Source organism: Klebsiella sp. CN_Kp088 (assembly GCF_040064335.1).
Classification (GTDB): domain Bacteria; phylum Pseudomonadota; class Gammaproteobacteria; order Enterobacterales; family Enterobacteriaceae; genus Klebsiella; species Klebsiella aerogenes.
In genome coordinates this window covers 166,822-188,615 of the sequence record NZ_JBEAIQ010000014.1, presented here as the reverse complement: position 1 = coordinate 188,615, position 21,794 = coordinate 166,822, and the positions used below count along the sequence as shown (strand labels likewise).

Here is a 21,794-nt window from a genome sequence, read left to right as displayed (position 1 = left end):
GCCAGGTAGCCGACGACACCTTCATTAACGCGTCGCCGTTAATATGTAATCCAGTATATGGGGATGTATTCCATACATTCAACGGCGGGAACACAGGAAAAATAAAAGGGGGGATAAAATCCCCCCTTTTTGCTTAACTGCTTGTGTCGATTGGCGAATTATTCGCCAGATGCCTGCTGCGCTTCCGGCTTGCCGTAGATCAGCAGCGGCTTGCTCTGACCTTCGATCACCGACTCGTCAATCACCACTTTTTCGACATCTTCCATGGACGGCAGATCGTACATGGTGTCGAGTAGCGCGGCTTCAACGATCGAACGCAGACCACGGGCGCCGGTTTTACGTGCCATCGCTTTCTTGGCGATCGCATCCAGCGCTTCATCACGGAATTCCAGCTCAGCGCCTTCGAGGCCAAACAGCGCCTGATACTGCTTAGTCAGGGCGTTTTTCGGCTCTTTCAGGATCTGAATCAGCGCTTCTTCACTCAGTTCATTCAGCGTCGCGACAACCGGCAGACGGCCGATAAACTCCGGGATCAGACCAAACTTGATCAGATCTTCCGGCTCGACCTGCGCCAGCAGTTCGCCTTCGCTGGCTTTGTCGGATTTCGCTTTAACCGTCGCGCCAAAACCAATGCCGGAGCCGGTTTCAACACGGTGGGAAATCACTTTGTCCAGGCCTGCGAACGCGCCGCCGCAGATAAACAGAATCTTGGAGGTATCAACCTGCAAGAACTCCTGTTGCGGATGTTTGCGCCCGCCCTGTGGCGGAACAGCGGCTACGGTACCTTCGATAAGCTTCAACAGCGCCTGCTGAACGCCTTCGCCGGACACGTCGCGGGTAATCGACGGATTATCCGATTTACGGGAAATTTTGTCGATCTCATCGATGTACACGATGCCGCGCTGCGCTTTCTGCACATCGTAATCGCATTTCTGCAGCAGCTTCTGGATGATGTTTTCCACGTCTTCGCCCACGTAACCCGCTTCGGTCAGGGTGGTGGCATCGGCCATGGTAAACGGAACATCCAACAGACGCGCCAGCGTTTCAGCCAACAGCGTTTTACCGGAACCGGTCGGCCCGATCAGCAGAATGTTGCTTTTACCCAGTTCCACGCCATTGCTGGTGTCGCCGTTGCGCAGACGTTTGTAGTGATTGTATACCGCCACTGCCAGCACTTTTTTCGCCTGTTCCTGACCGATAACATAATCGTCCAGATGGTGGCGAATTTCGTGCGGCGTCGGCAGCGCGCTGCGCTCGCGGTGCGGAGCGACTTCTTTAATCTCTTCGCGAATGATGTCGTTACATAAATCAACGCATTCGTCGCAGATATACACGGATGGCCCGGCGATCAGCTTACGCACTTCATGCTGGCTTTTGCCGCAAAAAGAGCAGTACAACAGTTTGCCCGAACCATCTTTGCGTTTATCTGTCATGAGTCCAAACCTCTTCTTAAGTTCTTTGTGCCGCAGATGACGACGCAAATGCCATTCTCAGGCGCAAGTCGCGATCACGCGTTGTGCCGCCCAGTTGTTAAAACAAGTATAGCGGCACCCTTACGCCACGGGCATCAATTACGATGGGTCAAGATGGAATCGACCAGGCCGTATTCCACCGCTTCCGACGCCGACAGGAAGCGGTCACGCTCGGTATCGCGCTCGATCTGCTCAAGGGATTGACCCGTATGATGCGCCATCAGTTCATTCATACGCCCTTTCACTTTCAGAATTTCACGGGCGTGGATTTCAATATCCGTCGCCTGACCCTGATAGCCGCCCAGCGGCTGGTGAATCATCACGCGGGAGTTCGGCAGACAGAAACGCTTGCCTTTCGCCCCGGCGGTCAGCAGGAAGGCGCCCATTGAAGCCGCCTGCCCCATACAGATAGTGCTGACATCCGGCTTGATGAACTGCATGGTGTCGTAAATTGACATCCCGGCGGTGATCACGCCGCCCGGAGAGTTAATGTACAGGTAAATATCTTTTTCTGGATTTTCCGCTTCCAGAAACAGCATCTGCGCCACGATCAGATTAGCCATGTGGTCTTCCACCTGGCCGGTCAGGAAAATAACGCGTTCCTTGAGCAGACGGGAATAGATATCAAAAGAACGTTCACCGCGTGAGGTCTGTTCAATGACCATCGGCACCAGGGCCATATGGGGTGCAAAGTTATCTCGTTCGCCACTGTATGACATTTCCGTCTCCTGGATTAATTTTGAAAAAACCTGCTGCACTGATTGTAACCTTATGGACGGATTATCAGCCAGAGTTTCTATCCGCAGGGCACTGATACGTTGACCTGGTCATTATTCCTGACGCTGCGGATGCAGATACGTCACCCGGTTATGGGGATGGCGCAGCCATAATTCAAGCATAACAACCTTTTGGAGTAACGCTATCACTGAAAATGTGTTTTAGCACTCATCCTAAGCCTATCATTGCAATAAAAAAAACCCGCCGCCTTTCGGCAACGGGCTTTTGCGCGAACTTTAAACAGCCGGGCTAAATTACGCCTGCTGGTTCATCAGTTCGTTGAAGGAAGTGGCTTTTTCAGACACTTTAGCTTTCGCCAGCACGGCTTCAACAGCCTGCTCTTCCAGCGCCACGTTGCGCATGTTGTCCATCAGCTCTTTGTTTTTGCTGTAGAACTCAACCACTTCTGACGGATCTTCGTACGCGGAAGCCATCTCTTCGATCAGGCCTTTCACGCGCTCTTCGTCAGCTTTCAGCTCGTTGGTGCGAATCACTTCGCCCAGCAGCAGGCCAACAACTACGCGACGTTTAGCCTGCTCTTCGAACAGTTCGCGAGGCAGTTCCAGAGCCTGCTTCTCGTTACCGCCGAAACGCTGAGCAGCCTGACGACGCAGTACGTCGATTTCACTGTCGATCAGAGCAGCCGGAACGTCGATGTCGTTCGCTTTCACCAGGCCTTCGATAGCCTGAGATTTAACGCGGTTACGCACGGCGCCTTTCAGCTCGCGTTCCATGTTTTTACGCACTTCCGCACGCAGACCTTCAACGGAACCATCTTCAACGCCGAAACGCTTGATGAATTCAGCAGTCAGTTCCGGCAGCTCGCGTTCTTCAACTTTTTTCAGGTTGATAACGAACTTAGCGGCTTTACCTTTCAGGTTTTCAGCGTGGTACTCTTCCGGGAAGGTCACGTCGATGGTGAACTCTTCGCCAGCTTTGTGGCCTTTGATACCGTCTTCGAAGCCCGGGATCATACGACCCTGACCCATCGCCAGTACGAAGTCAGACGCTTTACCGCCTTCGAACTCTTCGCCGTCTACAGAACCGGTGAAGTCGATGGTAACGCGATCTTCAGCGTCAACAGCGCCTTCTTTTTCTTTCCAGTTCGCCTGCTGCTTACGCAGGGTGTCCAGCATGCCGTCAACGTCAGCGTCGGTGACTTCAACAACCGGTTTTTCAACTTCGATTGCGTCCAGACCTTTCAGCTCAACTTCCGGATACACTTCGAACTCTACCGCGTAGGTGAAGTCTTCGCCCAGCTTGTATTCGCCCGGAACGTAGTTCGGCGCGCCGGCCGGATTAATTTTCTCTTTGATGATCGCGTCAACGAAATGACGGCTCATCAGGTCGCCCAGCACGTCCTGGCGAACGGAAGCGCCATAACGCTGAGCAACAACATTCATCGGCACTTTGCCTTTACGGAAGCCGTCAATGCGAACTTTTTTCGCTACGTTGACCAGCTCGCTTTTGACAGCATTCTCGATGCTGTCAGCGGCGATAGTAATCGTTACACGGCGCCCAAGGCCCTGAGTGGTTTCAACTGAAACTTGCATCTTGTTACCTCAAAAAAATCACAGTGCTCGGTCAACTCTGGAAGCGCGTGTAGGTGGCTTCGCAGAACCGGGATGCCCTCTTCAAATCAGAAACACATTCCCTGTCGTCAGAATCATCCCGAAGACATTCATATATAAGACGCGGCATTATAGCGGCATCACTTTTGTGAGTCGAGAACGGTTGTCACCCACTGCTGCGGCGTTTTTCACATTTCCCGCTCAAATTTGTCTGCAAAAGCGCGAACTTTGCGCATTTTCCAGGCAAAAGAAAACGGCCCGCAGGCCGTTTTTGCTAAATCTTCACGCAACATACTGGAAAAGCGCCAGCGGTTGCAAATGTGATTTTTACGCGATGCTACCCGCTCCGCGGCATGGCGGAGAGGCAAAGACGGTATCCTGTAGCCCTTCCCACTCTTTAATCGTGTAAGTATGCAGCGCCAGCGCGTGCACGGTGCTTGACAGCTCCTCGGTCAACGTACCGTAAATCATACGATGACGATTAAGGAAACGTTCGCCGGTGAAGCGGTCGCTCACCAACACCACTTTAAAATGACTTTCAGAGCCCGCAGGGACGTTGTGCCGATAGCTTTCATCCACGACTTCCAGATACATCGGGTCGAACGCTGCTCTAAGTTTTGCTTCGATCTGCTCACGTATCATCATGAATTTTCTCCTCCGACAACGCTGAGATGCCGCCTTTCCCTTTAAATGTTAGCCGCTTTTACCGCTTCCATTGGCAGAAAACAACAAAAAATTAGCATTCCTCTGATATTTTCACGCAAAAGTATCAGGTTTACTGATGATGAACGCTAAATCTCCCTGCTAAATCGCCACCGGAAATGGGACGAGGTCATAAAACGCACAACACGATGATTTTCCACTCGTAGCCACTTCCCCTCACCGTTGGCGATGTTATGATGGCGGGAATTTTCCTTAAACACCCTAACTACTTCGAGTTGCAGAAAAAAGCGCCCGCGATTCCCCGCGGCGTCTGAAACCTGAATTATGACGGGTATAACAACACCGTGCGTTGAGACCCTGAACATGCTGAAGAAAATTCTATTCCCGTTGGTCGCGATGTTTGTACTCGCAGGATGCGCCACCCCGCCGACGACCATTGAAGTATCGCCGAAAATCACCCTGCCGCAGCAGGATCCGAGCCTGATGGGCGTTACCGTCAGCATCAACGGCGCAGACCAGCGTACCGATCAGGCGCTGGCGAAGGTCACCCGTAACAACCAGCTGGTTACGCTGACCGCCTCTCGCGATCTGCGCTTCCTGTTGCAGGAAGTGCTTGAGAAGCAAATGACGTCGCGCGGCTACATGATTGGCCCGAACGGCGCCGTCGACCTGCAGATCATTGTTAACAAACTGTATGCTGACGTCTCGCAGGGCAACGTGCGTTACAACATCGCCACTAAAGCGGATATCGCCATCATCGCGACCGCCGCTAACGGCACCAAGATGACCAAAAACTATCGCGCCAGCTACTCCGTTGAGGGCGCTTTCCAGGCTTCCAACGAGAACATTGCGAACGCGGTTAATAGCGTGCTGACCGATACCATCGCCGACATGGCGCAGGACACCAGCATTCACGACTTCATCAAACAAAACGCTCGTTAATAAAATAGCAGACCCGGTATCATACCGGGTCTGCTCTATATGCCATGTCCAATCACTACTTGCGTATTTTTCAGCAGCCCAAATCAGCTATTTTGCTGATCCTTGGCTTTGCTTCTGGTTTACCTCTCGCGCTGACCTCCGGCACGCTGCAAGCGTGGATGACCGTTGAAAATATCGATTTAAAAACTATCGGCTTCTTTTCTCTCGTCGGTCAGGCCTACGTATTTAAGTTTTTGTGGTCGCCATTAATGGACCGCTACACGCCGCCGTTTTTAGGCCGCCGCCGCGGCTGGCTGCTGACGACTCAGCTTGCGCTGCTTATCGCCATCGCCGCGATGGGCTTTCTTGAACCCGCAACGCAGTTGCGCTGGATGGCGGCGTTGGCTGTGGTTATTGCTTTTTGCTCCGCATCGCAGGATATCGTCTTTGACGCCTGGAAAACCGACGTCCTCCCGGCGGAAGAGCGCGGCGCCGGTGCGGCGATAAGCGTGCTCGGTTATCGTTTGGGAATGCTGGTTTCCGGAGGGTTAGCGCTCTGGTTGGCCGACCGTTGGCTGGGCTGGCAAGGTATGTACTGGCTAATGGCCGCGCTGCTTATTCCTTGTATTATCGCCACGCTGCTGGCGCCGGAGCCCAGCGACGTCATTCCGGTGCCTAAATCGCTTGAGCAGGCCGTCGCCGCGCCGTTGCGCGATTTCTTCGGTCGCAACAACGCCTGGCTTATTCTGCTGTTAATTGTCCTTTATAAGCTCGGCGATGCCTTCGCCATGAGCCTGACCACCACTTTCCTTATTCGCGGCGTCGGTTTTGATGCCGGCGAAGTCGGAATGGTGAATAAAACGTTGGGCCTGTTCGCCACCATTGTCGGCGCACTCTACGGCGGCGTGCTGATGCAGAGCCTGACGCTGTTCCGCGCCCTGCTGATCTTTGGCTTGCTGCAGGGGGCCTCCAACGCCGGATACTGGATCCTCTCGGTCACCGATAAACACCTTTATTCGATGGCGGCGGCGGTATTTTTTGAGAACCTGTGCGGCGGGATGGGCACCGCGGCGTTTGTTGCGCTGTTAATGACGCTGTGTAACAAGTCGTTTTCCGCCACTCAGTTTGCGCTACTGTCGGCGCTGTCGGCGGTGGGTCGCGTTTACGTTGGGCCGATTGCCGGCTGGTTTGTCGAAGCGAACGGCTGGCCGACGTTTTATCTTTTCTCCGTCGTTGCCGCCGTGCCGGGGATTTTGCTCCTGCTTCTGTGTCGCCGTACGCTGGAATATACCCAACGCACGGAAAGCTTCTTGCCGCGCACGCAATACCCTCAGACTTACGCCCTGGCGCTGCTTATCCTGGCGGTAGGTTGCTTGATGCTGGCGATATGGCTGCTGCTGTTGGCGATGAACGCGCTGGATTATACCTCTTTCTCCTTCCTGCCTGGCCTGCTGGAAGTCGCCGCGCTGACCGCTATCGGTGGTATTTTGCTCGGCGCGATTCTGGACTATATGGCGCTACGCAAAACGCAGCTGATTTAATTTTCGCCAAACCGTTAATAGCCGTTTTAATTACCCGAGGTAATTATAACGGCTTATTAGCGATTTTATTTTCCTTGGGAGCTGATTTGTTGTTTTGTGCGTTTTAGATTTCTGGAAATTATTGACAATTTTTACGCGATTCTTTAATTAATTTAACCGATTCAGCAGCGTTACTTTATTTTAACGTTTTCTTTATGTCTTTTATTTGATAATTAATTGTTAATTATTTGTGTTATTTTAACCATGTTTATACCCGTACACCCATAAGCATTCCCTTTCTTATCCCTTTCGTTATAGATCCAGCGTAAATCAGGCTTTGCAAGCAATTACGTCACATTCCGTAACATATGTGACAATCCAAGCAGAACCCGCTAACACAGAACTGACACAGATCCAATCGTGTTTACAGTAATGCAACCTTACCGTAAAATGCCCGTACACTTTAAACGCCACCAGATCCCGTGGAATTGAGGTCGTTCAATGAGACTCAGGAAATACAATAAAAGTTTGGGATGGATGTCATTAATCGCAGGTACTGTATTACTCAGTGGTTGTGATTCTGCGCTCCTTGACCCAAAAGGACAGATTGGACTGGAGCAACGCTCTTTGATTCTGACGGCATTCGGCCTGATGATGATTGTCGTTATTCCCGCCGTCTTAATGGCAGTAGGATTTGCCTGGAAGTATCGCGCGAGCAATAAAGATGCGAAGTATAGCCCGAACTGGTCACACTCCAACAAAGTTGAAGCTGTGGTCTGGACGGTTCCTATTCTGATCATCTTGTTCCTGGCCGTTCTGACCTGGAAAACCACTCACGCTCTGGAGCCAAGCAAACCGCTTGTCCACGACGAGAAAGCAATCACCATCGAAGTTGTATCGATGGACTGGAAATGGTTCTTTATTTACCCGGAACAGGGTATCGCTACCGTCAACGAAATCGCCTTCCCGGCGAACGTACCGGTACACTTTAAAGTCACTTCCAACTCCGTGATGAACTCGTTCTTTATTCCGCGCTTAGGTAGCCAGATTTATGCGATGGCCGGGATGCAGACTCAGCTGCACCTCATCGCAGATGAAGCAGGCACTTATGACGGTATCTCCGCAAGCTATAGTGGCCCGGGCTTCTCTGGTATGAAGTTCAAGGCTATCGCCACCCCGGATCGTGCAACCTTCGATCAGTGGGTAGCAAAAGCGAAACAGTCCCCGAACTCCATGGACTCCATGGCTGCATTCGACAAAGTGGCTGTGCCTAGCGAAAACAACAAAGTGGAATACTTCTCTAATGTGAAACCGGATTTGTTCAAAGATGTTGTTAACAAATTCATGTCTCACGAGAGCATGAACATGTCTAAACCTGAGGGCGAGCACGCTGCGCACGAAGGGATGGAAGGCATGGACATGAGCCACGCGGAAACCGCTCACTAAGGGGCCGAGGAAGAAAACGATGTTCGGAAAACTTACACTGGATGCAGTGCCCTACCACGAACCTATTATCGTGGTAACGGTTGCTGCAATCATCGTCGGGGGACTGGCGATACTGGCAGCGATCACTTACTTCGGTAAGTGGTCCTACCTATGGAACGAGTGGCTGACGTCCGTCGACCACAAACGTCTCGGTATCATGTACGTTATCGTGGCAATCGTCATGCTGCTGCGTGGCTTTGCTGACGCCGTTATGATGCGTAGCCAGCAGGTGCTGGCCTCAGCCGGGGAAGCAGGATTCCTGCCACCTCATCACTACGATCAGATCTTTACCGCCCACGGCGTTATCATGATCTTCTTCGTGGCAATGCCATTCGTTATCGGCCTGATGAACCTGGTGGTTCCGCTTCAGCTCGGCGCGCGTGACGTTGCGTTCCCGTTCCTCAACAACCTGAGCTTCTGGTTCACGGTTGTGGGCGTGATTCTGGTTAACCTGTCTCTGGGCGTCGGTGAGTTCGCACAGACCGGTTGGCTGGCGTATCCGCCGCTTTCGGGAATTGAGTACAGTCCTGGCGTAGGGGTCGATTACTGGATTTGGGCGCTGCAGCTCTCCGGTATCGGTACTACCCTGACCGGTATCAACTTCTTTGTGACCATTATCAAGATGCGTGCCCCTGGCATGACCATGTTCAAGATGCCGGTATTCTCATGGGCATCTTTGTGCGCCAACATCCTGATTATCGCCTCCTTCCCAATTCTGACCGTCACCGTCGCGCTGCTGACCCTGGACCGCTACCTGGGCACCCATTTCTTTACCAACGATATGGGTGGCAACATGATGATGTACATCAACCTGATTTGGGCCTGGGGTCACCCGGAAGTGTACATTCTGGTTCTGCCGGTATTCGGGGTCTTCTCCGAAGTCGCAGCGACCTTCTCGCGTAAACGTCTGTTTGGTTACACCTCGCTGGTGTGGGCAACCGTCTGTATTACCGTTCTGTCGTTCATCGTTTGGCTGCACCACTTCTTCACCATGGGTGCCGGCGCGAACGTAAACGCCTTCTTCGGTATTACCACTATGATTATCGCAATCCCGACCGGGGTTAAGATCTTCAACTGGCTGTTCACCATGTACCAGGGCCGCATCGTCTTCAACTCGGCGATGATGTGGACTATCGGCTTCATCGTTACCTTCTCTGTTGGTGGGATGACCGGTGTTCTGCTGGCGGTACCGGGTGCGGACTTCGTACTGCACAACAGTCTGTTCCTGATTGCGCACTTCCATAACGTCATCATCGGCGGCGTGGTATTCGGTTGCTTCGCAGGCCTGACCTACTGGTGGCCGAAAGCCTTTGGTTTCACCCTGAACGAAACCTGGGGTAAACGCGCATTCTGGTTCTGGATCATCGGCTTCTTCGTCGCATTTATGCCGCTGTACGTGCTGGGCTTCATGGGCATGACCCGTCGTCTGAGCCAGGACATCGATCCGCAGTTCCACTCCATGCTGGTTGTTGCAGCATGCGGCGCGGCGCTGATTGCTTGCGGTATCCTGTGCCAGCTGATCCAGTTCTACGTTTCTATCCGCGATCGCGATCAGAACCGTGACCTGACTGGTGACCCATGGGGCGGTCGTACTCTGGAGTGGGCAACCTCTTCTCCACCGCCGTTCTATAACTTCGCTGTCGTTCCTAACGTTCACGAACGTGACGCATTCTGGGAAATGAAAGAAAAAGGCGAAGCGTACAAGCAACCTACGCATTATGAAGAAATTCATATGCCGAAAAACAGCGGCGCGGGCATCATCATTGCTGCATTCGCAACGGTGTTTGGCTTCGCGATGATCTGGCATATCTGGTGGATGGCGATTGTTGGTTTCGCCGGCATCGTAGTGACCTGGATTATCAAGAGCTTTGACGAGGACGTGGATTACTACGTACCGGTTGCAGAAGTCGAAAAACTGGAAAATCAGCATTTCGATGAGATTAACAAAGCAGGGCTGAAAAATGGCAACTGATACTCTTGCGCACAATGCCCACGCGCATGAACACGGGCACCATGATACAGGACCGATGAAAGTCTTCGGTTTCTGGATCTACCTGATGAGCGACTGCATTATCTTCGCTACGCTGTTCGCAACCTATGCCGTTCTGGTGAACGGCACGGCTGGCGGCCCGGCGGGTAAAGATATCTTTGAACTGCCGTTCGTTCTGGTTGAAACCGCACTGCTGTTATTCAGCTCCATCACCTATGGCATGGCGGCTATCGCCATGTACAAGAACAACAAGAGCCAGGTCGTTTCCTGGCTCGCCCTGACCTTCCTCTTCGGTGCAGGGTTCGTTGGGATGGAAATCTATGAATTCCATCACCTGATTGTTGAAGGTATGGGTCCGGACCGTAGCGGCTTCCTGTCAGCGTTCTTCGCGCTGGTTGGTACCCACGGTCTGCACGTCACCTCTGGTCTGCTGTGGATGGCGGTATTGATGGTTCAGGTATCCCGTCGCGGCCTGACCAGCACTAACCGTACCCGTATTATGTGCCTGAGCCTGTTCTGGCACTTCCTGGACGTGGTGTGGATCTGCGTGTTCTCTGTTGTTTATCTGATGGGGGCGATGTAATGAGTCATTCTACCGATCATAGCGGCGCTTCTCACGGCAGCGTGAAGAGCTACATGACAGGGTTCATCCTGTCGATCATTCTGACGGCAATCCCGTTTGCAATGGTTATGAGTGGCTCTGCCTCGCATGCAGCGATTCTGGGAACCATCCTGGTCACGGCTGTAGTGCAGATTCTGGTGCACCTGGTGTACTTCCTGCACATGAACAGTAAATCTGACGAAGGTTGGAACCTGACCGCGTTTATCTTCACCGTAATCATCATTGCTATCGTTGTTGTCGGCTCCATCTGGATTATGTGGAACCTCAACTACAACATGATGATGCACTAAGAGCGGCGAGTATGTTTAAGCAATACCTGCAAGTAACGAAACCAGGCATCATTTTTGGCAACCTGATCTCCGTGATCGGCGGTTTCCTGCTGGCCTCCAAAGGCCACATCGACTATCCGCTGTTCGTCTGGACGCTCCTCGGAGTATCCCTGGTGGTCGCCTCGGGTTGTGTTTTCAACAACTACATCGACCGTGATATCGATCGTAAGATGGAACGGACGAAAAACCGGGTGCTGGTCAAAGGGCTGATCTCGCCAGAATCATCGCTGGTATACGCCACCTTGCTGGGTATTGCTGGCTTCATGCTGCTGTGGTTCGGCGCTAACCCGCTGGCCTGCTGGCTTGGCGTGATGGGGTTTGTGGTTTATGTCGGCATCTATAGCCTGTATATGAAACGCCACTCTGTCTACGGCACGCTGATTGGCTCACTCTCCGGCGCTGCGCCGCCGGTGATTGGCTACTGCGCAGTTACCGGTGATTTTGACAGCGGCGCGGCGATTCTGCTGGCGATCTTTAGCCTGTGGCAGATGCCTCACTCTTACGCCATCGCGATCTTCCGTTTCAAGGATTATCAGGCGGCGAATATTCCGGTTCTGCCGGTAGTGAAAGGCATCTCAGTCGCGAAAAACCATATCACGCTGTACATCGTGGCCTTTGCCGTGGCAACGCTGATGCTTTCTCTGGGGGGGTACGCTGGATATAAATATCTGGTCGTAGCGGCCGCGGTAAGCGTCTGGTGGCTTGGTATGGCGCTGCGCGGATACAAAGTGGCGGATGATAAAGTCTGGGCACGTAAGCTGTTCGTCTTTTCCATCGTCGCCATCACCGCGCTGTCAGTCATGATGTCTGTCGATTTCATGGTGCCGGATTCACATAATCTGCTGGCTTACGTCAGATAAGATTACGCTAAATCTGAATGAAAAGAGCCTCCGCTAGCCGGGGGCTTTTTTATGCGCCAATATCGGGTCACTTCATCAATACCGCCCTCCCCTCACTTTTGTACTTCATTTTCTTCACTCATCACGCAGCTAAAAATTGAGGAAAAAATTGAGCATTGCTAACCGCCAACCATCTCGCGCCATTAGCGGAGATGGTGCTAGCCTTACACGGTAGGCAAGCACCTACAAAAATATGGATTTTTAATAGCAAGGAATAACAATGAAAGAATTAACATTCAACGAAATGGAATCTGTCTCAGGTGGTTTCAACCTGGTGAGCGCTGCAACCGGCTTCGCCAGCTTTGTCGCTAATTCTGCGGCAGGGTTTTCTTCATTTGCTCTGACCTCCGGTCTGGCTTTTGCCTCTTTTGTCGGCGATAGCGCGATTGAATTTGGTAAATTCCTCCTTGGACAGGCAAACTGGGAAAGTGTAGTCAGCACCGGTCAGGAAAACTGGGCAAACTTCGTTTCTACCGCTGGTAACAGCTGGAACACTTTCGTGAACAATGCCGCTACCGACTGGAATAGCTTCCTGGATCAAGCTGCTTCCTAATCGGTATAATGATAAGGGCAGATTTCATTTCTGCCCTTTCTGTTGTTTTAAATCTTTTATTTAGCGCCTCACCATTTTAGCCTCTGGTTCTCATCCCTTCTTCTATTACGCAACACAGTCGTAATATCTGCTAAACAAACATTTATTTACGCGTCCTTATCCCCCCACTACACTAGTCACAGTTTTTATATTGAGGTGGTAATGAACGATAACAAAATGACGCCAGGAGAACTGCGCGCAACCTGGGGTTTAGGGACCGTGTTTTCACTGCGCATGCTCGGCATGTTTATGGTCCTGCCCGTTTTGACCACATATGGCATGGCGCTGCAGGGGGCTAGCGAAGCGCTGATTGGTTTGGCTATAGGCATTTACGGGCTCGCCCAGGCCGTCTTCCAGATCCCGTTTGGCCTCCTGTCTGACCGCATCGGCCGTAAACCGTTAATTATTGGTGGTTTGCTGATATTTGTTATCGGCAGCATCATCGCCGCGCTGACCGATTCCATCTGGGGCATTATTCTTGGCCGCGCCCTACAGGGTTCAGGCGCTATCGCCGCCGCCGTCATGGCACTGCTTTCCGATTTAACCCGCGAACAGAACCGTACCAAAGCGATGGCCTTCATTGGCGTCAGCTTTGGCGTGACCTTTGCCATCGCTATGGTGCTCGGCCCTATTGTCACTCACCAGTTGGGGCTGCACGCCCTCTTCTGGATGATCGCTATTCTGGCAAGCCTCGGTATTTTGCTGACTCTGTGGGTAGTACCAAATAGCCACAATCATGTACTGAACCGTGAATCTGGCATGGTAAAGGGCTGTTTCAGCAAAGTGCTTGCTGAGCCTAAACTCCTCAAGCTGAACTTCGGCATTATGTGTCTGCACATCATGCTAATGTCGACTTTTGTTGCGCTGCCAGGACAACTGGAGGCCGCAGGTTTCCCGGCCGCCGAGCACTGGAAAATTTATCTGGTAACCATGGTCATTTCCTTTGTCGCCGTGGTGCCATTCATCATCTATGCGGAAGTGAAGCGCAAGATGAAACGGGTGTTCCTGCTTTGCGTCGCTCTGCTTCTGATAGCGGAAATCGTGCTCTGGGGAGCTGGTGGCTATTTCTGGGAGTTAGTTGCAGGGGTGCAACTGTTCTTTCTCGCCTTCAATCTACTGGAAGCGTTATTGCCTTCGTTAATCAGCAAGGAATCACCGGCAGGCTACAAAGGCACAGCAATGGGGATTTATTCTACCAGTCAGTTTATCGGCGTGGCCATCGGTGGCGCCCTGGGCGGCTGGGTAGACGGATTCTTTGACTCGCAGACCGTGTTTTTACTCGGTGCGCTACTGGCGATGTTGTGGCTACTGGTGGCCAGCACCATGAGTGAACCGCCTTATGTCAGCAGTTTACGTGTTGAGATCCCGGACGATGTAGTCATTGATGATGAGCTACAGCGCCGTCTGTTGTCGAAACCTGGCGTTGAACAGGTCATGATTGTCGCTGAAGAACGTTCAGCCTATATAAAGATCGATAGCAAAGTGACCAACCGCTTCGAGGTTGAACAGACCATCATCGCAACTTCATAATAGACCTGAATTGCTGAGTTCTAAACAATAAGCTGCACGCTCGCACACACAGAAGATACTCTCGGGTATCTTCTGTTATCAAATATGAAGTAGCTAAATAATACCCATCACTTATGTAAGTGTCGTTAGTGAATTTTAATTCACATTAAAACTAATAGATCATTTAAATATTCACTATTATATAAAAAAACCTCTGATTAGTATATTGCCCGGTGTGTATAAGCACATCACTAACTATTCATTAATCTAGGATGGAATTAAAAATGAAAGAATTAACAGCAAACGAAATGGAATATATCTCAGGTGCTGGTATTATCGACCTGCCTTGTGCTTTGGTTGATTTCACGATTCAATCAGCACTGGGCCTGGTAGCAGCAGGTATTAATGCTGGTATGGTTCTGACCTCCTCCGCTATGGAAACCACTATTGATCTAATTTCCAATATTCTTGGCGGTTCGCCATCTAGCCTGGGAAGCATTCTAACCGATCATATCAACTCCCTGCTGTATGCAGAATCTGGGGTTTGGTCAAATTTCGTTTATAATGCTGCGACTGATTGGGGCGGCGTTGTTGATGCCCTGCAAAGCTAAATAGAATAAGGCCAGTCAGCATTCTGACTGGCCTTATTTTCCTTTCAATTTCTAATTTTTATTATTTTCACCACATCTGAGATACATATCACAGGCAGTCATGTAATCTTCATGCCACTTCCAATAGACATGCAAGTAAAAGTATCCTATCGCAGGTATCATACATAAAATAAAATATGCATAAAAATATATTTCCCACCCTAAAAGTTTCAACAACAGACTAACAGTCACAATCCAGAAAACCTGAAGGGTGAAGAAAATAACCAATCTAAGCCACAAAGGTTTGCTATTTATCCCAGGAAGTATCATCGTATTGACAAGGTTTACATCAAACTCTTTTTGCAAAAGTCTACCTAAAAAGGTATAACGCCTGGAAGGGTGAGCGAAAGACAGATTAACCAGCAGGATTAATGAACATAGGATCAGCATAGCCACCATCAAGCGAGGTGAAAAAAAACCATCGGCTAAGGAAAAATCATCATCTGCAATCAGCGGACTGATAACCGCAAAACTGGTCAAGACAGTCACGGTAACGTTCAAGCAGGTATAGTGATGGAGATTACGATATTTAAGCGTATAGATAGTTGCCTGCTGCAACTGCTTGACGTAACAATTTCTCGCCATCCAACACATTATATAGATTATCATTGGCACAAAAATAGCAATACAGAACATGGCTACAATGGTTGAAAAAAAGAGTAGAAATCCTGTAACAACCAGATAGCAACTCAGTAAACAGCACGTTGTAGCGACAAGCGGCTGCCACAGTATTATCTCAAATCGCGAATAGCTTTTCCCCTGCAACCAAGAAAAATTGATATTCCTTATCGCATATTTATATGCCCAATATCCCTTTAACTCATAAACAAAGCTGAACATAGTTAACGAAAAGATGGCACTTACTGGAAAGGCATCCTCTACGGTTAACAGATACCCTCTGTTTTTGACGTAAAATGCAATTAGTAATGTAGTAAGAAAGTACAAATACGGTAAAAGCGACCGATCCTGACGACGAATAAACGTTAAATAATCCGGAATCATGATACCCTCGTTACGCCGCCAACATTTTTCGACAATGTGTAAAATATTCTACAGAGAAACCGTCGAAATCATTTAGCAGATGCCCAAGATACACCTTGTTACTGATTTCAACAAACCTGACGGAGGGGATATGTTGTAAAAAGGCGGCTATCGATGCGCTCCACCGTACTCTATGGGTCAAATGCAAAGATAAGTTCTCTTTAATTTTCTCCGGATTATATTCTTCCCGTCCAGTGACATTCATCAGTACAGGATAATTTGGCCGTACAATCTCCACCGTCTTGAGCACATCCCGCATGGGCTGAATCCCCTCAGACATAAGAGGCGTATGCCAGGCTCCGCTAACACCTAGCTTGACAGCATCCAGACCAGCCCCCATCAGAACCCCAGAGAATTCACTTAAATCTGGTAGCGTACCGCCAATCACCTGCTGAGAGGGACTATTATCACAACTCACCACGACCGGGCTTCCGGAGTCGATAATCAACTGACTTACCGTTTGAAAATCGGCACCTCTCACGGCTAGCATCGCGCCTTTATGAATATTGCTTAAATCGCCCATGATAGTAGAGCGCGCCAATATTAGCTTGAACACATTTTCCAGCGTTAAGGCGCCGGCCGCATAAAGTGCGCTATATTCACCAACGCTATGGCCGCACGAACCAACAACGTTAGCGTCAGCGAATCGCTCGGCATACAAACTATAGAGAGTGATATTGATAGCTGTCACCGCCGACTGCTGCGTCGTCGTTTTCACCAGACGATTCATCGGTCCTTTCTGACACAACCGACGAAGATCTAACCCTGTCACATCGCTGGCGCAGTCCCAGATTTGTCTCGTCGTTGTATTCAAATCCCATAAATCAGCTCCCATTCCGACGGCAGGATTTCCCTGACCGGCAAAAATAAGCACCGTTGGCTGGTCTGATAGCTTTATCATAGAAAAAATATCCTTATAAATAATATTTAAATCCAACGTAAACTCCGAGAGTCTCGCCAAAAAGTGCGAACTCAGAATCACGACTACCTAATGCGCTATACAACCCCGTATAAGTCTCAGCCTGTTCGCTCACCCCTTTTAATGGCTGGACAAAATGGGCCCCGATTAAGGAGCTACCATCGACTAAGTTCACCACTAAATAAGGCTGAAAAGTTGAATGATCTATACTCTGTAAACTTAACCATGAAGTAATGTAATGCCGCCCCTGCAGCATACCTTTATTTCCTGTATTACTTATTTCTGAGCCCATCAGATACTTATAATCATCTAATACTTGGTCTAAGCTGGAATAACCGGTTTTTTTACTTAATAGCCTAATAAAATCAGCCTGCTCTCGCCATGCCGATTTTGAGTAGCCTTCGCTTTGATAGTAGTACTCAATACCAAACACACTAAAAAAGTCAGTGGTGTATTGCCCACCAACGGCTAATTCATAACCTTTTTTGTCATTCTGCGCATATAGCGATGAAGGATATAGCCCAGAAAGCACCTCGTTCCGTTTTTCAACAGAAAAGTGACGCCACTGTTGCGTTTTGTGCAAAGCCGCTTCTACGTTGACAACAAACTGAGGAGTTAAATTATAGCCATCAGATAGTGCCAATGAAGGAGAGTCGCCAAGCATTATATTCGCTGCTAGCCGATGGTTAACAAGCCGATAATCGGTATAACTTAATAAATAGTATTCACTGCTGTTAGCCCTTTGATTGGCTGTCCAGTTACTGGATGATTCATAATATTTATCGATACTTGCTAATTTGGGTATAACAGTAAGCGAGAATGCATAATCACGAAATTCTTTGGCTAACCGCCCCCCCCAATACGACTCGCTATAGGCGGACTCCAGCTTCGGATCGTATATTCGTGTCGGTTTAAATCCGGCATAATAGGAAGTCAACAGTGATGCTGGTGATTTTAAATGAAAGGCACCTGGAAATGAATTTATTTTTCCACCTTCAAAACTTATGCTATCAGACAACGACCAGTTAATCTTGAGCCTATCAATTAATATTTTTCCGCGATGATCATCCTGTTCGAATAATCCTACTTCTTTTATCGCATAATATCCTAAACTATATAATGAAAAATCTAATCCCAGCACATCCTCAATGAAGGAACAAGCGCTTGAAAGATTAATAGAAATATCATTATACGCGTTATCGGCCGTGTATGGATTAGCGCCATTGATGCGCCAAATGGAGTCACTTTTGTGCGCAAAAGATGCCTGCGCGTTCAAAATAATCTGGCCATTCGAGCGTATTTGGTCACCTGACAGACAATTAGCCATTCCCCATAATGGTGTTAGTGACAAAGCAAATAGCAATGTACCCAGATGGCCCTTCACTTCGCGCCTCGCTGAATAAACTCTTTAGTGAAGTGGAATTCAGGCAACGATTCAAGGCGAACATCACTATACTTCATGACAGAATAACCTTTTTCATAGCGAGCATTCTGCACAATAATCTCTGTTGGACGATTCTTCCCTAATACTATCTGATAGTTTTTATACAAGACACTTTTGAGAAGTTGATTATCAAGAGAATAATATGATGCTTTAAATGGCCGATATTCCGCATTTTTTTCCACCAGGTAAATCACTTTAGGATAAGTAACGGCCTCAGATTTCCGAGTGAGAGACAGTCGATAGCAAATTTTATCTCCACAAGGCTCTTCCCCTTCCAGGGTCGAATCATAAGCATACTCGAAGTTCGTCACTATAACATCGCCATTAGAGATCTGACCGATTAATCGTTGTGAGCGCGAAATAGGAATAGGCCTGCGTAATTCTGGCGTATAAAACCATAAGTCATACCAATCAGATAACATGATCTTGCCTTTATCTCGCGGAGGATAGGTAAAACGGATAAGTGAACGAGCATCAGCTTTCAAACCGTTTTTTGGTTTAATAAAGCGCATCGATATATCCAGCGACTGCATGTTTTCAGGCACTTTGCCACCCTCTTTATACTCAAGTACAGTCACGTTATAGCGAAAAGGCTCATTTGGTGAGCGAACATCATCAGCTCTCCGAATTATATTCAGAGCTTGCAGGCTATTACTCGTAGCCTGCACCGGGACAGAATGCAAATATATAGCTATGATAAATAAATACAATACACTGGTTTTCATACTTTCCTCTATGAAAATTTGAATGCATCAGTGATGTTAAGGCGCGATGCACGGTATGCGGGAATAATGGAAGCCACGACTGATGTTAAAATTGGTAATATCATGGTTACCCAGATCAATTCAACATCATTTGTTTTAATAAATGCGGTGTAGCCTACTGATTGGCCCGGCGAAGGTGGCATCGCAATACCAGAAATATTAATTATGGCAGCAATAGTGAAACCAAAGAAAAGACTCCCCAATGCGCCAAAGATACCGATATATATGCCTTCCATCCAGAATAAACGCGTTACACGACTTGATTGTAAACCAATTGCGCGAAGTGTAGTAATTTCCCGGGTTCGTTCAACAATATTCATCGTCATTGAATTACCGATCATGAAAACCACGATAAGCGCCACAATAAGTTTAATAAAAAAATAGATCCCCGACAACATGCCCTCCACCTGCTGGTAAAAAATAGAGTTCTCCTTCCAGTCCTTAACGATCAGAGGCAAATGCTGGTCTGCTATATACTCTCTCATTTTCTTAACAAAAGATGTTACATCATCGTTGTTTAGCAAGATGACTATCTTACTAACACCATCAGTCCCCATAATTCGCTGCGCAGTCTCAAGAGGCATTTTTATAACAACATCGTCATAATCCTTTATTCCTGATTCAAAGACGCCGCGTAGTTTGACAGAGATAGCCCCCTGCCCTCCGGCTATATTAACCGCCATGACATCAAGCCAGTCACCATAGTGGCTATCTAGTGTTTTTGCCAGGCCACTGCCAATAGTAACTTCATTGTGTTTTACGCGAGATAAATCGCTACCAAAAACTATCTTATCAAATGCCCCTAACTTCAGGGCTGGTAAAGGTTCTACGCCTTGTGCTGAAAAATAATTTGACGTTTCACTTTCGTAGTGTGAAATTATTCCGGTAAATTCAAGCTGGCCAGCTATTGTTGAAATCTCATTAGAAAAATCGGCGTTATGTAAAATTTTATTTTTTAACGTAGCATAATCAGAGATCAGGCTCTTATTTTTGTTAGCGGTTTCAAAATAGGTCCTGTTATAAATTTGCACATGACCAATGTTGGTACGTATCGTTTGTTCTTTGAGTATCCAAAAAGAGTAGTTGATAAAACCACCATACAAAAATATTGCGCAACCACCTAAAATGATGGCAGAAAGAGTAGATATTGTTCTCCGCCGATGTCGTAGCAAGTTCAAAAATGAGAATTTTGCATCGCCAAAATTAAAGATGACATTATAAATAACAAACATCAATATTAAAACCAGAATAGAATTAAAAAATATCATATCCTTTGACATTTAATCACCCTTAATAACAGGAACGACAACCTGCATGACTTCAGCCATTTCCCAAACCGGCGACTGGTTACTTTCAAAATCAATTTCACGCTGCTGATTGATTCTGCGAAGATGCTCAGTGAGTTGCTTTTCTTGCTGTTTGCGATGGCAATTATGCAGTGCTCGCAAACGCATTGTAATTATATTATTAATAACCTCACCGCTAAATTTTTCTTTATTTTCAAGAAGTAAATCAGTATCTTCGATTGTAATCACGCAGCGACCTAATTCCACGGGAAGCCAGGCATCCACTCTTGCACGCAAATATCGAATTAGCATGTTATCTTCATTAGCATCTACTGATTCATCCAGATAAAAGAATCCAGTCTTCGCGTATTCAGAAGCGTTAATTAGATCATTAACGCTCTGATAATAGTTAGCCTGTCGCAACATTCCCCATGAGTAAAAGATCAGCGCGCCGACGTTGTTAGTATGTTCATATTCTTTATATAAATCAGCAGTGATAGATGCTAAAGCTTCTGGCTCACCAGGAAATCCGTTCTGTAAGACACGGGAGGTCGCAGGAGTTGATCCCATCTCAGCAAATACTGCAAATGTAAACATGGTCAGACACAGGAGGAGAATTTTAAAAAGATTACTTCGCTGAATCATAAATTATTGCTCCATCCTTAATTTCCACGCTCCGTCTTGCGCGATCTTTAAGTTGAGTCGAATGGGTTGAGATAATAAAAGTTGTTTTCGTTCGCTGATTAATCTCAACCAGGAGGTCCAAAATCGATTCACCGGTAGCCAGATCCAAGTTACCGGTAGGTTCGTCAGCAACAATAACTTCAGGGCTATGCGCTAGTGCCCTTGCAATAGCGACCCTTTGCTGTTGACCACCTGACAACTGGCCAGGTTTTCTAGCCAATAAGTGGGATAAACCAACACTATCGAGGAAATGCAGCGTTCGCTCTCGGGCCTCTTTCGCATTAAAATGACCATTCAGCGTCAGGGGATAATAAACATTATCAAAAACACTAAGCACCGGTATTAAATTAAAAAATTGAAAAATGAAACCTAGATGTCGACTGCGAAGGTGTGCAAGATTTTTTTCAGACAACGCATTGAGATTTTTATGCAGAAAGAAGACATGGCCTGAAGTTGGCATATCAATACCAGAAAGTATATTTAGCAAAGTACTCTTTCCGCTACCGGAAGGCCCACACAATACAAGAAACTCGCCTTTCACAACGTCCAGATTAATATTGTTTAAAGCATAAGTTATATTGTCCAGACAACCATAGGTCTTATATATTCCAGATAACGAAATATCCGGTAGTTCTGTTATATTGCTGCGCATATTC

The 21,794-nt window shown here is 48.3% G+C and carries 21 protein-coding genes; 10 read left to right on the top strand and 11 right to left on the bottom strand.

All coding sequences use genetic code 11. The annotated features are described in order from the left end of the window. Positions 1–158: 158 nt before the first annotated feature. The 4 genes from clpX to bolA form a co-directional block, all read right to left on the bottom strand. Positions 159–1,433, bottom strand: a complete 1,275-nt coding sequence (clpX, locus tag ABLV08_RS04465; RefSeq protein ID WP_015704591.1) for an ATP-dependent protease ATP-binding subunit ClpX — start codon at positions 1,431–1,433, stop codon at positions 159–161. A gap of 134 nt (positions 1,434–1,567) precedes the next feature. Beyond that, entirely contained in the window at positions 1,568–2,191 is a 624-nt protein-coding gene (clpP, locus tag ABLV08_RS04460; RefSeq protein ID WP_003021624.1) for an ATP-dependent Clp endopeptidase proteolytic subunit ClpP, read from the bottom strand. 312 nt (positions 2,192–2,503) lie between these two features. Beyond that, positions 2,504–3,802 carry a trigger factor gene (gene tig / locus ABLV08_RS04455; protein WP_015367952.1) on the bottom strand — a complete coding sequence of 433 codons (1,299 nt, stop codon included), beginning with the start codon at positions 3,800–3,802 and terminating at the stop codon, positions 2,504–2,506. Positions 3,803–4,147: 345 nt separating this feature from the next. Next, positions 4,148–4,465 carry a transcriptional regulator BolA gene (gene bolA, locus ABLV08_RS04450; protein WP_015367954.1) on the bottom strand — a complete coding sequence of 106 codons (318 nt, stop codon included), beginning with the start codon at positions 4,463–4,465 and terminating at the stop codon, positions 4,148–4,150. Between the two features lie 381 nt (positions 4,466–4,846). On the opposite strand from bolA, the gene ABLV08_RS04445 reads away from it, so the two are divergent. The 10 genes from ABLV08_RS04445 (at position 4,847) to ABLV08_RS04400 (ending at position 14,961) form a co-directional block, all read left to right on the top strand. Further along, entirely contained in the window at positions 4,847–5,425 is a 579-nt protein-coding gene (locus ABLV08_RS04445) for a lipoprotein (RefSeq protein ID WP_015367955.1), read from the top strand. A 44-nt stretch (positions 5,426–5,469) separates the two neighbouring features. After that, positions 5,470–6,945, top strand: coding sequence for a muropeptide MFS transporter AmpG (gene ampG / locus ABLV08_RS04440; RefSeq protein WP_348855606.1), 1,476 nt, complete (start codon positions 5,470–5,472; stop codon positions 6,943–6,945). A 480-nt stretch (positions 6,946–7,425) separates the two neighbouring features. Next, a complete protein-coding gene (gene cyoA / locus ABLV08_RS04435) occupies positions 7,426–8,370 on the top strand; it encodes a cytochrome o ubiquinol oxidase subunit II (protein WP_015704588.1) in 945 nt (314 codons plus the stop codon). Positions 8,371–8,389: 19 nt separating this feature from the next. Then, positions 8,390–10,381, top strand: a complete 1,992-nt coding sequence (gene cyoB / locus ABLV08_RS04430; RefSeq protein WP_032712741.1) for a cytochrome o ubiquinol oxidase subunit I — start codon at positions 8,390–8,392, stop codon at positions 10,379–10,381. After that, on the top strand, positions 10,371–10,982 hold the full coding sequence (locus ABLV08_RS04425; RefSeq protein ID WP_015704586.1) for a cytochrome o ubiquinol oxidase subunit III: 612 nt from the start codon (positions 10,371–10,373) through the stop codon (positions 10,980–10,982). The genes cyoB and ABLV08_RS04425 overlap by 11 nt, the downstream gene beginning before the upstream one ends. Then, on the top strand, positions 10,982–11,311 hold the full coding sequence (locus ABLV08_RS04420; protein WP_015704585.1) for a cytochrome o ubiquinol oxidase subunit IV: 330 nt from the start codon (positions 10,982–10,984) through the stop codon (positions 11,309–11,311). Before ABLV08_RS04425 ends, ABLV08_RS04420 begins: the two co-directional genes overlap by 1 nt. 11 nt (positions 11,312–11,322) lie before the next feature. After that, positions 11,323–12,210: a heme o synthase gene (gene cyoE, locus ABLV08_RS04415; RefSeq protein ID WP_015367961.1), complete on the top strand. Its 888-nt coding sequence runs from the start codon at positions 11,323–11,325 to the stop codon at positions 12,208–12,210. Between the two features lie 259 nt (positions 12,211–12,469). Beyond that, on the top strand, positions 12,470–12,802 hold the full coding sequence (locus ABLV08_RS04410) for a hypothetical protein (protein WP_032712740.1): 333 nt from the start codon (positions 12,470–12,472) through the stop codon (positions 12,800–12,802). A gap of 201 nt (positions 12,803–13,003) precedes the next feature. Continuing rightward, a complete protein-coding gene (locus tag ABLV08_RS04405) occupies positions 13,004–14,371 on the top strand; it encodes an MFS transporter (protein WP_032712739.1) in 1,368 nt (455 codons plus the stop codon). 263 nt (positions 14,372–14,634) lie between these two features. Continuing rightward, complete coding sequence (locus tag ABLV08_RS04400) at positions 14,635–14,961, top strand: hypothetical protein (protein ID WP_348855605.1); 327 nt, start codon at positions 14,635–14,637, stop codon at positions 14,959–14,961. A 51-nt stretch (positions 14,962–15,012) separates the two neighbouring features. Here the strand turns inward: ABLV08_RS04400 and ABLV08_RS04395 are convergent, their stop codons facing one another. Genes ABLV08_RS04395 through ABLV08_RS04365 form a run of 7 tightly spaced genes read right to left on the bottom strand, consistent with a single transcriptional unit; the run spans position 15,013 to position 21,790 of the window. After that, entirely contained in the window at positions 15,013–16,002 is a 990-nt protein-coding gene (locus tag ABLV08_RS04395; RefSeq protein ID WP_015704583.1) for a hypothetical protein, read from the bottom strand. Positions 16,003–16,012: 10 nt separating this feature from the next. After that, entirely contained in the window at positions 16,013–16,942 is a 930-nt protein-coding gene (locus tag ABLV08_RS04390) for an ACP S-malonyltransferase (RefSeq protein WP_015704582.1), read from the bottom strand. Between the two features lie 13 nt (positions 16,943–16,955). Beyond that, positions 16,956–18,287, bottom strand: coding sequence for a hypothetical protein (locus ABLV08_RS04385; protein WP_049053590.1), 1,332 nt, complete (start codon positions 18,285–18,287; stop codon positions 16,956–16,958). A 53-nt stretch (positions 18,288–18,340) separates the two neighbouring features. After that, a complete protein-coding gene (locus ABLV08_RS04380) occupies positions 18,341–19,129 on the bottom strand; it encodes an outer membrane lipoprotein-sorting protein (protein WP_348855604.1) in 789 nt (262 codons plus the stop codon). Between the two features lie 8 nt (positions 19,130–19,137). Then, on the bottom strand, positions 19,138–20,448 hold the full coding sequence (locus ABLV08_RS04375) for an ABC transporter permease (RefSeq protein ID WP_015704579.1): 1,311 nt from the start codon (positions 20,446–20,448) through the stop codon (positions 19,138–19,140). Beyond that, positions 20,449–21,099, bottom strand: coding sequence for a hypothetical protein (locus ABLV08_RS04370; RefSeq protein ID WP_032712734.1), 651 nt, complete (start codon positions 21,097–21,099; stop codon positions 20,449–20,451). It lies immediately after the preceding gene. Further along, positions 21,083–21,790: an ABC transporter ATP-binding protein gene (locus ABLV08_RS04365; RefSeq protein WP_032712733.1), complete on the bottom strand. Its 708-nt coding sequence runs from the start codon at positions 21,788–21,790 to the stop codon at positions 21,083–21,085. Before ABLV08_RS04365 ends, ABLV08_RS04370 begins: the two co-directional genes overlap by 17 nt. Positions 21,791–21,794: the final 4 nt, after the last annotated feature.